12 protein-coding genes and 3 pseudogenes are annotated in these 14,646 nt (G+C 73.9%); 2 read left to right on the forward strand and 13 right to left on the reverse strand.

The genetic code is table 11. The features are described from left to right. The first annotated feature begins 682 nt into the window (after positions 1-682). Positions 683-1,081 carry a hypothetical protein gene (locus tag DEJ15_RS15985; RefSeq protein ID WP_284175267.1) on the forward strand — a complete coding sequence of 133 codons (399 nt, stop codon included), beginning with the start codon at positions 683-685 and terminating at the stop codon, positions 1,079-1,081. A 28-nt stretch (positions 1,082-1,109) separates the two neighbouring features. On the opposite strand, the gene DEJ15_RS15990 is transcribed toward DEJ15_RS15985, so the two are convergent. The 8 genes and pseudogenes from DEJ15_RS15990 to DEJ15_RS16020 all read right to left on the reverse strand — a co-directional run bounded on the left by DEJ15_RS15990 (position 1,110) and on the right by DEJ15_RS16020 (position 8,765). After that, positions 1,110-1,313, reverse strand: coding sequence for a hypothetical protein (locus tag DEJ15_RS15990; protein WP_284175268.1), 204 nt, complete (start codon positions 1,311-1,313; stop codon positions 1,110-1,112). A gap of 761 nt (positions 1,314-2,074) precedes the next feature. Then, a pseudogene (locus DEJ15_RS19780) lies at positions 2,075-2,890 on the reverse strand (alpha-amylase family glycosyl hydrolase); the annotation flags it as partial. Then, entirely contained in the window at positions 2,803-3,483 is a 681-nt protein-coding gene (locus DEJ15_RS19785) for an alpha-amylase family glycosyl hydrolase (RefSeq protein WP_502866124.1), read from the reverse strand. The gene DEJ15_RS19785 and the pseudogene DEJ15_RS19780, both read right to left, overlap by 88 nt. A 12-nt stretch (positions 3,484-3,495) precedes the next feature. Continuing rightward, entirely contained in the window at positions 3,496-4,344 is an 849-nt protein-coding gene (locus tag DEJ15_RS16000; RefSeq protein WP_220032721.1) for a nitrilase-related carbon-nitrogen hydrolase, read from the reverse strand. Beyond that, entirely contained in the window at positions 4,341-4,811 is a 471-nt protein-coding gene (locus DEJ15_RS16005) for a carbohydrate ABC transporter permease (RefSeq protein WP_284175269.1), read from the reverse strand. Before DEJ15_RS16005 ends, DEJ15_RS16000 begins: the two co-directional genes overlap by 4 nt. A gap of 327 nt (positions 4,812-5,138) precedes the next feature. After that, a complete protein-coding gene (locus DEJ15_RS16010) occupies positions 5,139-6,077 on the reverse strand; it encodes a carbohydrate ABC transporter permease (protein ID WP_110825917.1) in 939 nt (312 codons plus the stop codon). 1 nt (position 6,078) lies between these two features. After that, positions 6,079-8,535, reverse strand: a complete 2,457-nt coding sequence (gene hisD / locus DEJ15_RS16015) for a histidinol dehydrogenase (RefSeq protein WP_284175270.1) — start codon at positions 8,533-8,535, stop codon at positions 6,079-6,081. Further along, a complete protein-coding gene (locus tag DEJ15_RS16020; RefSeq protein WP_284175271.1) occupies positions 8,532-8,765 on the reverse strand; it encodes a hypothetical protein in 234 nt (77 codons plus the stop codon). Before DEJ15_RS16020 ends, hisD begins: the two co-directional genes overlap by 4 nt. A gap of 72 nt (positions 8,766-8,837) precedes the next feature. On the opposite strand from DEJ15_RS16020, the pseudogene DEJ15_RS16025 reads away from it, so the two are divergent. After that, positions 8,838-9,671, forward strand: a pseudogene (locus tag DEJ15_RS16025) (LysR family transcriptional regulator); the annotation flags it as partial. A gap of 80 nt (positions 9,672-9,751) precedes the next feature. On the opposite strand, the pseudogene DEJ15_RS16030 reads toward DEJ15_RS16025, so the two are convergent. The 5 genes and pseudogenes from DEJ15_RS16030 to DEJ15_RS16040 form a co-directional block, all read right to left on the reverse strand. Beyond that, positions 9,752-10,716 (reverse strand): annotated as a pseudogene (locus tag DEJ15_RS16030) (NAD-dependent epimerase/dehydratase family protein). After that, positions 10,713-11,138, reverse strand: coding sequence for an acyl-CoA synthetase family protein (locus DEJ15_RS19045; protein WP_349814749.1), 426 nt, complete (start codon positions 11,136-11,138; stop codon positions 10,713-10,715). The pseudogene DEJ15_RS16030 and the gene DEJ15_RS19045 overlap by 4 nt, the downstream one beginning before the upstream one ends. Beyond that, positions 11,107-12,135: an AMP-binding protein gene (locus tag DEJ15_RS19050; protein ID WP_349814750.1), complete on the reverse strand. Its 1,029-nt coding sequence runs from the start codon at positions 12,133-12,135 to the stop codon at positions 11,107-11,109. The genes DEJ15_RS19045 and DEJ15_RS19050 overlap by 32 nt, the downstream gene beginning before the upstream one ends. Before the next feature lie 39 nt (positions 12,136-12,174). Continuing rightward, entirely contained in the window at positions 12,175-13,473 is a 1,299-nt protein-coding gene (locus DEJ15_RS19055) for an alpha/beta fold hydrolase (protein ID WP_349814751.1), read from the reverse strand. Next, positions 13,470-14,543, reverse strand: coding sequence for a 3-oxoacyl-ACP synthase III (locus DEJ15_RS16040; protein ID WP_110826038.1), 1,074 nt, complete (start codon positions 14,541-14,543; stop codon positions 13,470-13,472). Before DEJ15_RS16040 ends, DEJ15_RS19055 begins: the two co-directional genes overlap by 4 nt. Positions 14,544-14,646 lie beyond the last annotated feature (103 nt).

The following is a 14,646-nucleotide window of genomic DNA, read 5'->3' on the forward strand; positions in this document are numbered from 1 at the left end:
GGAGCCGGGCCGACCGTGGTGCCGGTAGGCTCCCGGCGCGAGGGACCAGGCACGACGGGACGGGGGGGACCATGCGTCGCGGGTACGCAGGACAGGGACACGCAGGACAGGGGCACGCCGGACCGGGGCACGCCGGACAGGGGCACGCCGGACCGGGGCACGGCCGAGGCAGGCCCGGCCGACTGCTCGGAGCGGTCGCGCTCGCCACGGTCGTCGTCACGACCGCAGCGGGGTGCGCGTTCCTCCGCGGGCCGGACGAGCTGCCGGCGCCGAGCCGCAGCGCCACCGCCGACGGGACGGGCAAGGCCCCCGACCCGAGCGCCAGCGCCGAGGCCCGCCGCATCGCCGAGTTCGCGTCACCACGGACCCCGACCGCCGTCCCCACCGAGGCCGCGGCGCCGGAGCCCACGGTCTCCCCGATCCCGGTCGGCACCGTCGTCAGCGAGGCGGACGTCGTCACGCCGAAGGGCAGCGTGCGGTTCCACTACCGCGTGGTCGTCGCCGACAACGGCTACCCGACCGTGCAGTGGTCGGGGTTCACCTCGACGCTGCCGGTCCCCGTCGGTGCGACCTTCCTCGAGACGCCGCCCTCGGTCGGCGACGGCCTCTCCTGGCACGGCGTCGGGGACACCGTGCTCGGGGGGCGGCTCCCCCCGCGGTCCCGACCCCGGCCAGGACCGACATGGACCCCGGACGGGTGGACCCGTCGTGGCTCGGCACGCTCGTCGTCTACTCGGCGGCCGAGTCCGCGGCCCCCGACCTGCCGGTCGAACTCGGGCCGGACAAGGTGCTCGCGGTCACACCGGTCAACTGGTCGGTACCGGCGCGGACGACGAACGTGCACCCCGTCGACGGTGGGGCACGCCCGAACGCCACCGGGATCACGAGCAGCGAGGGGTCCCCGGACGGGTCACCCGTTGCCTACCGGATCGCGTCGGAGGACCTCATCGGCGCCGTCGCAGCCCGGCTCGGCATCACGGTGAAGGACCTGGTCTGGTTGAACCCGGACGTCACCGTGTACGGCGACCAGCAGTACCTGTACGAGGACACCGTGCTGAACCTCGACCCGTTCCGGCGGTAGTCCGAGCCCGGGCGGGGCCGCGTCCGGGTCAGGCGTGCTCGGCCCCGCCGTCGTCGTCCCGAGCGACGGGTCCGGCGTCGAGCACGTCCCCGAGCGCGGACATCCCCGCCCCGTGGTCCGTGTAGCGGCGCACGGTCCGTCGTGCGGCGGCCCGTGCGGCCCCGGCGAGCCGCTCGTTGCGGCGCGCGGCGTCCGCCACCCGGCCTGCGTGCCCGGCGGTCGAGAGCAGCACGTTCGCGAATGCGCGGGCGTCCCCCCTGCTCGGGGATGCCCGTCACCGTCCAGGCGCTCCGGACCTGGGCGTCCGGGGTCATGCCGCGGCGGGTGCCCATGCGGCGCCAGTCGGACAGCGCGCCCTCGGTCCGGTCGGCCGCGCGGTCCGACTCCGCCGCCCGTTCGGCGTCCGCCGACCGGCGACGCTCGGGTGCCGGGGCCGCCGACGCCGCTTCGGCGCGCTCGCGGGCACCGCGGTCGTCGCCGCCGGCGGCGGCGATGCGGGCGGCGTGGGCCGCTGCTGCGGCCGCGAGGATCTCGGAACGGTCCATGCGACGACGGTACCGTGCACGACCGACGTGGGTCGGGCCTCCCGGCCGTCCGGACGACGGGAGCGGCAGGCGCGCGGACCGGAGGACCGACGTGCGGGTGACCGCGAGCGGCGGTGCGCGCACCGGGGGGGGCGCACCGCCGCCGGGTCAGGTCGTGCGGGCGGCCTCCGTGGTCAACCAGACCGCGGCGTCGGCAGCGAGGATCCCGTCCACGAACGCGCCCGGCACCGACTCGACCAGGACCTCCCCCGCCGGACACGCCCTCCCCGGCCGGCAGCCGCACCGGCTCGGAGCCGAGGTTGCCGACGACGGTGACCCGGCCGTTCGACCACGCCAGCACGCTGCCGGTACCGGTCTCGTGCCAGCGCAGGGTCCCGGCGCCGAGGGCCGTCCGCCGTCGGACGTCGAGCGCCCGGCGGTACATCGCCAGGGTGGAGGTCTCGTCGTCCTCCTGCTCGGCGACGGCGTACGCGCCGAAGTCGACCGGCTGCGGCAGCCATGTGTCCGCGGCGGACGAGAAGCCGAAGGACGGCCCGTCGGAGGTCCACGGGATCGGCACTCGGCACCCGTCGCGGCCGCGGATCCGGTGGCCGGAGCGCTCCCACACGGGGTCCTGGCGGACCGCGTCGGGAAGCGTGGTGACCTCGGGCAGGCCGAGTTCCTCACCCTGGTACAGGTAGGCGGAGCCCGGCAGGCCGAGCATGAGCAGCGTCGCGGCCCGGGCACGGCGGAGACCGGTGGCACGATCCGGCTGCGGGTCGTCCACGCCCACACCGGCCTCGAGCTCGACCGGTCCGTCGTAGCCGAAGCGGCTCGCGTGCCGCATCACGTCGTGGTTCGAGAGCACCCACGTGGTCGGCGCACCGACGGCGTCGTTCGCGGCGATGCTCGTGTCGACGTTCGCCCGGATCGCCGCCGCGTCCCACGGGAGCGACAGGTACGCGAAGTTGAACGCCTGGTGCATCTCGTCGGACCGGACGATGCGGGCCGCCCGCTCCGGTGGGAGCCACGCCTCGGCGCAGAGGATGCGCTGGCCCTCGTACTCGTCCAGGATCCGTCGCCACTCGCGGAAGACGGCGTGGATGCCCTCCTGGTCCCACATCGGCGGCATCACGCCGTCGACCGGCTCCACGACGCCGTGGGTCGCGTGCGGCCAGTCCGGCAGGCCCGGGGCCTTCACGATCGCGTCACACACGTCGACCCGGAACCCGTCCACCCCGCGGTCCAGCCAGAACCGTAGCGTCGTCTCGAACTCCCGGTGCACCCGGGGGGGTCGTCCCAGTTCCAGTCCGGCTGCTCGGGCGCGAAGAGGTGCAGGTACCACTGGCCGAGGGTGCCGTCCGCCTCGGTGACGCGGGTCCAGGCCGGGCCCTCGAACATCGACTGCCAGTCGTTCGGCGGCAGGTCGCCGTGTTCGCCGCGTCCGTCGCGGAAGTGGAACATCCCACGCTCCGGGCTGCCCGGCGCGGCGGCGAGCGCGGCACGGAAGAGCACGTGCTGGTCCGAGCAGTGGTTCGGGACGAGGTCGGCGATGACCCGCAGCCCCAGGTCGTGCGCCCGTGCGAGCAGGGCGTCCGCGTCGGTGAGCGTGCCGTACAGCGGGTCGACGTCCCGGTAGTCGGCCACGTCGTAGCCACCGTCGGCCTGCGGGGACGGGTAGAACGGCGAGAGCCACACGGCGTCGGCACCGAGCGCCGCGACGTGGTCGAGCCGCGCCGTGATCCCGGCCAGGTCACCGGTCCCGTCACCGTCGAGGTCGGCGAAGGACCGCGGGTAGACCTGGTAGATGACGGCGGTGCGCCACCAGTCGGGCGCGGTGTCGGTCACAGCAGCGTCGGTCTCGTCGGCGTGGGTCACGTCGGGGGGTGGTCATGCGGTCGGCACCTTCCGGTCGTAGAGCTCGGGGCGGCGGTCCCCGATCCAGTCGTTGTGCGGGCTCGTGGACTTGTCGCGGGCGAGGGCCGGGAAGACGTCGACGGTGATGGCGGTCGCGCCGGCCCCGGGCTCGGTCTCGGCGGCGACCCAGCCGAACTGGTCGACGATCACGCTCGCCTCGTTCCAGTCCTGGCCCCGTTCCGTGCCCGCGCGGTCGCAGCACGCGATGAACACGCCGTTGGTCCGCGCGGTTGCCTGCGCGGCGATCACCTCGGCGACACGGTCGCGCTCCGGGTGGTCCCCGACCGGCCAGTTCGTCGGGACGGCGATGAGGTCCGCGCCCGCGAGCGCGAGCATGCGGGGCATCTCCGGGAACTCCATGTCGTAGCAGACGAGCACGCCGATGCGGCCGTGCGCGGTGTCGACGACGGGAGGCGCGGCGTCGCCCGGCGTGAACACGAGGGTCTCGCGGTCCCACAAGTGCGTCTTCCGGTAGACGGTCCGGACACCGGTCCGGTCCACGACCGCGACGCTGTTGCGCAGGACGCGGCCGTCCCGCTCGCAGAAGCCCACCACGACGACGGTGTCCGTCCCCGTCAGCGCGCCGGCGACCCGGGCGAAGAGCGGGTCGTCCGCCGTGACCGCGAGCGCCGCTGCCTCGTCAGCGTCCCGGAAGACGTACCCGGTCGTGGCGAGCTCCGGCAGGACGAGGACGTCGACCCGGTCCTCGACGGCCCGCTCCACCGCGGCGAGGACGCTCCTGCCGTTGCCCTCGAGGTCACCGAGCACCGGCGCGAGCTGGTCGCACCGGACCCGGGCCACGCCGGCCCCGCCGGCCGTCACTTGACCGCGCCTTCCGTCAGCCCGGTGATGAGCCGACGCTGGAGCAGGACGTAGGCGACGACGATCGGCAGGGCGACGAGCACGGCTGCCGCGGCGGTGACGTCGGGCTGGGCGCCACGCTGCGCGCCGGAGAAGAACGACAGCGACAGCGGCGCCGTCTGGACGGCCTCGTTCTGCGGCACGAGCACGAGCGCGAGCAGGAACTCGTTCCACGTGAACAGGAAGAGGATCGTCGCGAGCGTCGCCACGGCCGGAAGCGCGACCGGGGTCAGCACGCTGCGGAGGATCCGGAAGCGGGAGGCGCCGTCGATGCGCGCCGCCTCGAGCAGCTCACCCGGGACGGAGGCGAAGAACGACCGCATCCAGAACACCCCGAGCGGCACCGACAGACCGATCTGCGGCAGGATGAGCGCCCAGTACGTGTCCACGAGACCCCACCCGGCGAGCATCTGGTACAGCGGCAGCACGGTGACCTCGTACGGCAGGACGAGCCCGACGAGCAGGAGGCCGAGGAGCAACCGGCCCCCCGGGCACCCGCATGTGTGCGAGGGCGTAGCCGGCCAGGCAGGCGACCGTCGCGGTCACGACGACGACCGTGATCGCGACGACGGCGCTCGAGACGAGGGCGGACGCGAACCCGCCCTGCGTCCAGGCGTCGACGTAGTTGTCGAACCCGACGCCGCCGTCGTCCCCGCTCAGCGAGGTGACGATCACCGACGCGAGGGGGAACACCGCGACGAGCGCGGCGACGACGAGCACCGCGTGGGTGACGAGGGTCTCGCTGCGTGCGACCTTCACGACGCCGCTCCCTTCCGCTCGCGGAGGGCGAGCTGCACGATGCCGACGACCACCAGGATGAGCACCGTCAGGACCACGGCCAGCGCGGACGCCTGCCCGAGGGCACGGTCCTGGAACGCGTCCTGGTAGACGAAGACGCTCGGCACCGTGGTCGACGTCCCGGGGCCACCGCGCGTGGTGTTCCAGATGAGGTCGAAGTTCCGCAGCGCGAACGTGATGGTCAGGATGAGCGCGATGGAGATCTGCGGGCGCAGGGCCGGCAGTGTGATCGACGTGAACTCCCGGATCGCCCCGGCGCCGTCGAGCCGGGCCGCCTCGTAGAGGGACCGGTCGATCGTCGCGATGCCGGCCAGGAAGAGCACCATGCACAGGCCGTACTCGACCCAGGTCCCGATGAGCCCGATGGACGGCAGGGCGGTGCCGAAGTCACCGAGCCAGCTGCGGGCGAGACCGCCCAGCCCGACCGCCCGGAGGAAGCCGTTGACGGGGCCGTCCTCGGCGAGCAGCCCGCGCCAGGCGACGGCGACGACGACGCTCGACAGGATCTGCGGCAGGAACAGCACCGCCCGGAACACGGTCAGGCCGTGGATGCGGATCCGCGACATCGCGCCCGCGAGCAGCAGCCCGACCAGGACGGGCAGTGCGGCGTAGAAGAACAGCAGCACGACCGAGTGTCCGAGCGCCTGACGGAGGTCGGCGTCCGCGAAGACCGCCGCGTAGTTCGACAACCCGGCCGGGGTGGCGACGCTGATGCCGTCCCAGTCGTAGAACGAGATGCGCACCGACTGGACGATCGGCACCACGACGAACACGACGAAGAACGCCAGGGCCGGGGCGACGTACAGGAGCGAACTCCAGCTGACACGGGTGGCGGCCGGGCGACGCCGACGTGGCGCCGCCCGGTCGGTCCCGCGCTCGACGAGCGTGGCCGCCATGTCAGTCGTGCGCCTTCGCCCAGGTCCGCTGGACCGTGTCGGTGAACTCGGACGGCGTCGTCCGGCCGGCCATCACCTCCTGCAGCGCTCCGCCCATCGCGGTGAGCATGTCCGTGGTGCTCCAGTCGTAGTACCCGACCTGGGTGCCCGCGGCGATGGTGTCCTTCAGCGCGGTCAGGGTCTGCTCCTGGAGCCGGTCCTGCGAGCTGACGCCGTCGGTGACCACCGGCAGGCGGCCGGTGTCGAGGATCCACTGGCCGACCTCGGGGCTGTGCATCATCCCGAGGAACGCGATGGCCGCCTCCTGGTGCTCGGACTTCGTGCTGATGTGCCACGGGGACGCGGTGGCGCCGACACCGCCGGACGTCAGCGGGGCGAACCCGAAGGAGTCCGAGTCGAGCGAGGCGCCGTTCCACGAGCCGCCGACGAAGAACACGCCCTTGCCGTCGGCGAACCGGGCGATCGCGTCCTCGTTGCTCAGCCCGTCGTAGCCGGACCCGAAGTACCCCTTCTCGGCCCAGTCGCGCATGGTCTGGGCGGCTTCCTCGTTGCCCTTGGTCGCGAAGGTCGAACCCGACTTCCCGCCGATCCAGGCGGCGATCGACGACGGGTCCTGCTTCGTCGCGGCGATGTCCGAGAAGACGTGGGTGGCGGCGTACTGGTCGGAGTTGCCGAGCATGATCGGCTGCTCGCCCGCTGCCTTCGCCGTCGCGAGGTCCTGCTCGAGGTCGTCGATCGACGTCGGCGGTTCGAGCCCGAGTTCGTCGAGCTTCCGCTCGTCGTAGTAGATGCCCTGCACCTCGCTGATCACGGACATGCCGTAGAGCGTGCCCGAGCCGAACGCCGTGCCGTCGTCGTTCCAGCGTGCGGGCCCGAGCGTCGAGGCCCCGGTGCCCGTCGACCACCCGTACACGTCCGCCACGTCGTCGAGCGGCCGGACCAGGTCGCCCTTGACGAGCGCCCCGTCGACCGCGTAGCCGATGTTGCCCTGGAAGAGGTCCGGGGCGTTCGCCGAGTTGGCGGCGTTCACGACGGTCGCGATGAGGTCGTCGAAGCTCTTGTACGTGATCCGGACGTCGACGTCCGGGTAGGCCTTCTCGTAGGCCGGGACGAGCTTCTCCATGAGCGGCTTCTCGGCGACGTCGGCCCACATCGTCAGCGTCGTGTCACCGTCGATGTCCGACGCGGCGACCTTCTTCGTGATCTCGGGCTGGTCGACCTGGCCGACGGGCCCTCCGGAGCCGGGGGCCGAGCACCCGGCGAGGGCGACGACGAGGCCGATGACGGGCACCGTGGCGAGGAGACCTCGACGGCGTGCGGCTGGTGTGGTCATGGTCACTTCCGGGTCGTGTGGTCGGGTTCGGGGGGTGGTGGAGCGTGTGAGCCGCTCGGTCCGCAGGGTGGCGGTGGCGCGGTGGGCGGACATGCCCTCGCTCGCCGAGATGACGTCGACGGCGTCGGCCAGCTCGGGGGTGGCCTCGCGGGCGATGTGCTGGTAGGTGAGCGGCTTGAGGAACCGGCTCACCGACAGGCCGGCGCTGTGCTTCGCGCCGCCCGCGGTGGGGAGGGTGTGGTTCGTGCCCGCCATGCCCTTGTCGGAGTAGGCAACGGTGCTCCACGTGCCGATGAACAGCGAGCCGTAGTTCGTGAGGCGGTCGTGGTACCAGTCGTCGTCCGCGGTCTGCACCTCGAGGTGTTCCGGAGCGTACTCGTCCATGACCGCTGCGGCGGACTCGCGGTCCCCGACGAGCACGACCGAGCCGTGGTCGCGCCAGGCGGGTCCGCAGATCTCGTTCGTGGACAGGGTCGGCAGCTGCCGCTCGACCTCCGCGATGACCGCCTCGCCGAGCGTGCGGGAGGTGGTGACGAGCGCCGCCGGGGAGTTCGGGCCGTGCTCCGCCTGGCCGAGCAGGTCGGCGGCCACGAGCTCCGGGTCGGCGGTCTCGTCCGCGATCACGGCGACCTCGGACGGCCCGGCCAGCAGGTCGATGGCCACGGCACCGAAGAGCTGGCGCTTCGCCTCGGCGACGAAGGCGTTCCCGGCACCGACGATCATGTCGACCGGTGCCGCGCCGAGCAGACCGAACGCCATGGCGGCGAGCGCCTGGACGCCGCCGACGACGAACAGCCGGTCGACACCGGAGACGTACGCCGCGTACGCCACGGCCGCGTTCACGCCACCGTCCGGCTGCGGCGGGGTGCAGGCCACGACGGTCGGGACGCCCGCGGCCTTCGCGACGCCGACGCTCATGAACGCGCTCGCGGTGAGGGGGAAGCGCCCGGCCGGCAGGTACGCGCCGACACTGCCGACCGGGACGTAGCGCTGTCCCACGGTGAGCCCGGGGACGAGTTCTGCGGAGAAGTCCGCGAGGTGCTCGCGCTGCAGACGCGCGAACTGCTGCGTGCGCGCGGCACCGAGGTCGATGGCCGCACGGAGTTCGGGGGGTGAGCCGGTCACCGGTCGCGGCGAGTTCCTCGGCGCTCAGCTCGACGACGTCGGCGTGGTCGAGTTCGCGGGCGTACCGCTGGACGGCCTCGAACCCGTCCCGCTGGATCTCGGCGAGCATCCCGGCGACCCGTTCGGCGACGGCGGGGTCGCGCTGGGCCTCGGGGGGCGTCCACGGCCGGGGCCTTGAGGAACGAGAACCGGTCGGCGTTGTCCGCCACGAAACGAGGGCTGAGCTTCATGGAGACGACCCTGCCCGGGCTGATCGGCAAGGACAAGGCCAGATGATCCACGACCACCCATAGGGTTCCCCTGTGACCCTGACCCAGTTGCGTGCCTTCCTCGTCATCACGACGGCGGGCTCGTTCTCCGCTGCCGCCGCCCAGCTCGGCATGGCGCAGCCGTCCGTGTCGGAACTGGTCCGTCGGCTCGAGGAGTCCTACGGGGTGCGGTTGTTCACCCGGGGCAGCCGCCGCCTCGTGCTGACGAGCGCCGGCGAGGCGCTCCTCCCGCACGCGCGCCGGGCGGTCGAGGCGGCCGACGACGCCGACCGGACGCTCCGGGACCTCACGAGCCTCCAGGGCGGTGTCGCCACCTTCGGGCTCCTGCGCAACGCGAACTACTACTTCCTGTCCCGCCTGCTCGAACGGTTCCACTCCCGCTACCCGGACGTCCGGCTCCGCGTGATCGGCCTGAACTCGGTCGAGGTCGCCGATGCCGTCACCGCCGGGGACCTCGAGGCGGGACTCGTCGTCCTGCCGATCGACGCCGACGGTCTCGAGGTGACGCCGCTCCGCCGCGACGACGTCCTCTACGCCTCGGCGGACCCGGCGCGGACCGCGCGGCCGGTGACGATCGAGGACCTGGCGGCCGCGGACCTCATCCTGTACGACGCCCACTACGGGTGGCGTGATCCGACCCGGCGGCAGCTCGCCGAACGGGCGCAGTTCGCCGGGGCCACGCTCACCGCCCGGATCGAGGTCGAACACGTCGACTCGGCGCTCGACCTCGTCGCCCGGGGTGCCGGTGACACGATCGTCTCGCGGGCCGTCGCCGAGGCACCGACCTTCCCGGCCGGGATCCACACCGTGCCGTTCGCGGAGCCGCTGTACGACACGATCGCCCTCGTCCGACGGCGGGACGTCCCGCTCTCCCCCCGCGACCCGCGAGATCGCACGGCTCGCGCGCCGGATGCTCCTCGAGCGGTGACCCCGCGCAGCGCGACGGCTCAGCGCGCCCCGGCCAGCGCCCGCAGGCCGTCGTCGATCGACACCGTCGGCTCCCAGTGCAGGTCCCGCCGGGTCCGCCGCTGGTCGAACCAGTGTGCGGTCGACAGCTGCTCCGCCAGGAACCGCGTCATCGGCGGCTCGTCGGTGCCGGGTCGGACGCGCCACACGGCCTCCACCGCGGACCCGACCGCGCGGGCGAGCCCGGACGGCGCGTGTGCCCCCCGGTGCCGGGACGCCGGACGCGACGCAGATCCGTGCCAGCAGTTCTCCGACCGGTCGGGGCTCCCCGTTCGTGACCACGTAGACGTTGCCGTGCACGGCCTCCGCGCGGTCCAGCGCGGCGACCATGGCGGTCGCGGCGTTGTCGACGTAGCAGGAGTCGATGAGGGCGGCACCGGAGTCGAGCACCGGCAGACGGCCACGACGTGCGCGGTCCACGATGCGGCCGACGAGCTGCTCGTCGCCGGGGCCCCAGACCAGGTGCGGACGGACGGCGACGACCGCGAACCCGGGGGGCGTCGGCGGCGAGCGCGAGCAGTTCGGCGGCGGCCTTCGTCCGGGCGTACTCGCCGCGGGCGTTGCCGGGCGAGGCCGTCGTGGCGTCATCCCCGGCGATGGACGCTCCCGCGTGGGCGACCGACGGGGACGAGACGAAGACGAACCGCGTGACGCCGGCGTCGCGCGCGGCCGCGAGCAGGTCCCGCGTGCCCGCGACGTTGACCCGTTCGAAGTCGGCCGGGTCCCCGGCCAGCGAGACCTTGGCCGCCAGGTGCACCACGGCGTCGACGCCCCGCACGGCGGACCGCACCGCTGCCGGGTCGGTCACCGTGCCGAGGACGTCGACCACCCCGTCGACGCGCGACGGTCGCCGCTGGAAGGTCCGGACGTCGTGCCCGGCGTCCCGGAGGGCAGCGGCGACGGCGCGCCCGAGGAAGCCGCTGGCACCGGTCACCAGGACCGTCACGGGCGGGTCATCCGTCCGCCCGCCAACACCGAGGACGCCCAGCGCGCCAGGCGTGCCCGGTCCACCTTCGAGTTGTGGCGGATGTCGGTCGGCAGTTCCGGCACGACGAGCACCGCGGCGACGGGCACCCCGGCCGCTGCCCGGACGGCGTCCGCGAGCGCCGGGTCGGCGAGCGCGGGGCGACGGGCGGCCGGGACGGTCTCCACGACGGCGACCACCTGCTGCGTACCGGACGGACCGACGCCGACGACACCCGCGCGCCCGACGCCCGGGACGCGTTCCGTGCGCTGCTCGGGCCCGACCGGGGTCACGACACCGGTCGGGGCCGTGATGACGTGCTGCATGCGGCCCTCGACCCAGAGCCGCCCGGAGGCGTCGAGGTGTCCGACGTCACCGGTGCGGTGTCCGCGCGGGTCGTCCACCCCGAGACGGGAGACCCGGTCGGTGCGCCAGAGCCGGTCGTAGTGGTCCCGCACGTGCGGCGCCGCGACGACGATCTCGCCGGTGACGTCGGGCGTCTCGATGAGCGCTCCGGTCGCCCGGCCGTCCTCGTCGAGGGGCGCGATCCGCACCCGGACGGACGCAGCGGGTCGGCCGACGCAGATGCCCGCCGACGAGGACGCCGAGGCGGCCGTGACCCCGTCGAGGTCCACGTCGGTCATGAGCAGCCCCTCGGTCATCCCGTAGGGGGGTGTGGGCGCTGGCGTTCGGCATGAGCTCGGTCGCGGCGGTCAGCAGCGCGGCCGACACCGGGGCTCCGGCCGACAGGAACAGCCGCACGCGGCCGAGTGCCCGGCGGTCGTCGTCGGTGAGCGCCGACGCCGTCGCGACGACGTTCGCGATCGCGGCCGGCGACAGGAACACGACGGTGGCGTCCGCCGCGGCGACGGCGTCCGCGACCGCACGGGCGGTCAGGGTGCGCGGCGCGGTGACGTCCATGTCCGGTGCCACGGAGCGAGCGCCGAGCGCGGGACCGAGGAGCGCGAAGGGCGCGAACCCGGCGACGAGTCCGGTGCCGACGCCGACGTCGTACTGCCCGGCGAGCGCGTCCCGCACCGCGCCGAGCTGGCCGTGCGTGTAGACGACGCCCTTGGCGGGCCCGGTCGACCCCGAGGTGAAGAGCACCGCGGCCGGGGCGTCGGGCGCCGGGGCTGCCGGCAGCGCGGTGCCGGCAGCGAGGCGTGCTGCTCCCCGGCGGGCGACGGCGGCGAGGGTGTGCTCGACGCGCAGGGCCGCACGGGCCGGTGCGGGGAGCGCGATGGTGGCGATGCGGCGGCCGGGCCAGCCGAGCGCGCGTGCGGCGGCGAGTCCGGGCAGCGCGCCGATGACCCAGTCGGGCCGGGCACCGCGGACGGCACGGGTCAGCCCGCGGAGGCCGAGACCGGCATCGGCGACGACGACGACCGCGCCGACGCGCACGCAGGCGTACAGGGCGGCGGTCAGGTCCGCGCCGGGGGGTCACGAGGAGCGACACGCGGTCGCCGGGACGGACACCGAGGTCGACGAGTCCCGCGGCGACCTCCTCGATCCGTCGGGCGAGCAGCCGCCAGCTGATCGTGCGGGTCCCGCCGGGGGGCGGCCATCTCGACCAGGGCGGCGTCGTCGCTGTCCCGCAGCTCCTCGAGGTGGGCCCAGAGCGGGCGGCCCGGACCGGCAGGGAGCGGGCGACCCGGACCGGCAGGGAGGGGGGCGGCCAGGTCCGACAGCGACCGGCTCGCCCGCATCGGCATCGACATCGGCGGCCGGGAGGCCCGCACCACCGTCCGGCAGGCGGTCGCCGAGCCAGTCGAAGACCGTCCCGGCCACGTCGGCGTCGTCCGGCAGCAGGTGACCGGCGCCCTCGAACCGGTGCACGTCGGCCTGCGGCAGACGGGCCGCGAGGTCGTCGAGGTACCGCTCGAGGAACACCGGGTCGCGCGGTCCCCAGAGGAGCAGGGCGGGGACGTCGAGCGCGGCGACGCCGGCTGCGATGCGGTCGAGTTCGGCCGCGCTCGGGTGCTGCGCGTCGACGGGGATGTCCGCGACGAACCCGCCGACCGCCCCCCGTCGGGCAGCGCCGCGGTACGGGGCGCGGTAGGCGTCGGCGGTCGCCCGGTCGAGCCGCGGGTGCGCGATCGCGAGGGTGGTCTCGATGAACGCCGGCGTCACGACCGTGGCCCGGCCGAGCAGGTGCGGGCGGAGTGCGAGGCGCAGGGGTGCCGGGATCGGGGCGTCGTCGGGCTGGTGGACCGCGGTGTTGCAGGTCGTCACCGCGACGACGAGGTCGGGGTGGTCGACGGCCCAGCCGAGCGAGACGACACCGCCCCAGTCGTGACCGAGCGTGACGACCGGCCCGGTCAGGCCGAGCTCGTCGGTCAACGCGCCGAGGTCCGCGACCCGGTCGGCCAGACGGTGGTCCTCGCCGGTGCGCTCCGAGAAACCCATCCCGAGCTGGTCGACGGCGACCACACGCCACACGGGGCCACCGGCCGCGGCGACCTCGAGCGAGCGCGCGAGCACCGAGCGCCACAGGTAGGACCAGGTCGGGTTGCCGTGCACACACAGCAGGGTGCCGACGGGCTCCAGGCCGAGCTCGTCGAGCTGCCCGGCCGTGTCGAGCAGGTGCCAGGTGCGCTCGGGTCGGGCCGTGCCCGCCGTCGGACCGGCTGACGCGGGGACGGTGACCAGACGGGACCACGCCGAGTCGAGTCCGGGCAGGGGCGGTGGGAGCGTCGCCGGAGCCGTGGTCGCGGCGGCGCGCGGCAACCGCGGTGTCACCAGCGCAGTTCCATCATCGCCGTGTTGATGCCGGAGCCGACACCGCCGAGGAACACGCGGTCCCCGGGGCGGATGGAGCCGCGGGTGACCTCGTCCGCGAGGGTGATCGGGATCGACGCCGGGCCGACGTTGCCGAAGCGCTCGTAGGTGGTGGGGACCTTGTCGCGCTCGACACCGATCGCCTGGACGAAGGCGTTCGTGTGCACGTCCGAGACCTGGTGCAGGACGTAGCGGTCCATGTCGGCCCAGTCGAAGTGGGCGCGGGCCTCGTTCCAGGCGGCGACGACGAGTTCCATGCCGCCCTTGAGCAGCATCTTCGCGTCCGTGAACATCCCGTCCACGCTGCCGACGCACAGGTCGTACCACTGGGTCGCCGCGCGGGTGACGCCGCCGACGATCCGGTGGCCGGCCGGGTGCAGGTCGGCCGGGCCGAGCACGGCGGCGGCAGCGCCGGAGCCGAGCGTCAGGCTGGCGAACTCGCTCATGAAGTCCTTGCGGTTCCGCCCGCCCTGGTTCAGGCGGTCGATCGTGTTGAGCTGCACCTGGTCGGCGTCCTCGCCGTCCACGATGAGCGCGTACTTGATCTGCCCCGAGTCGATCATGCCCGCGGCGACGCTCATCGCGTTGACGAAGCCGAGGCAGGCGTTCGCGATGTCGAAGTTGATCGCCGACGTCGGCAGGCCGAGACCGTGGTGCAGCCGCACGGCCACCGAGGGCTCGAGGTGCGGACGGGTCACCGACGTGTTGATGAGCAGGCCGACGTCCTCCGGCTTGATCCCCGCGGCCGCCATCGCCCGACGTCCGGCGTCGATCGCGGCGGTCTGGAAGGACTGGTCCTCGCCCCAGTTGCGGCGCTCCCGCACCCCGGCGACGCGTTCAAGCAGCCCCATCGGCAGGCGCAGGCGGCGGAGCACACCGCGGAGCTTCTCCTCGATGTCCGCGGACGTGGTCACGCGCTCGGCGACGGTGGTCTCCACGGCGAGGATCGCGGCGTTCTGGAAACGGACGGTCGCGTTGCCGGGTCGCTCCGTCTCGGCGCTCGGGGTGTCCTGCTGAGGCCGCTCGGTCATGATCGTCACTTGCACATACTTCCGTATCGAGGCTGGGTCTCCGTTGCGACTGCGTCGAACGGACCCCGGGGTTGTCGTCCCCGTTGCCGATCCGGCAATCGTA

The organism is Curtobacterium sp. MCJR17_043, from assembly GCF_003224315.2.
GTDB lineage: Bacteria > Actinomycetota > Actinomycetes > Actinomycetales > Microbacteriaceae > Curtobacterium.

Excerpts from the sequence above, each read along its gene's own strand:
- DEJ15_RS16010 (WP_110825917.1), bottom strand. The coding sequence starts at position 6,077 with ATGGCGGCCACGCTCGTCGAGCGCGGGACCGACCGGGCGGCGCCACGT.
- DEJ15_RS16020 (WP_284175271.1), bottom strand. The coding sequence starts at position 8,765 with ATGAAGCTCAGCCCTCGTTTCGTGGCGGACAACGCCGACCGGTTCTCG.
- DEJ15_RS15985 (WP_284175267.1), top strand. The coding sequence starts at position 683 with ATGGACCCCGGACGGGTGGACCCGTCGTGGCTCGGCACGCTCGTCGTC.
- DEJ15_RS16040 (WP_110826038.1), bottom strand. The coding sequence starts at position 14,543 with ATGACCGAGCGGCCTCAGCAGGACACCCCGAGCGCCGAGACGGAGCGA.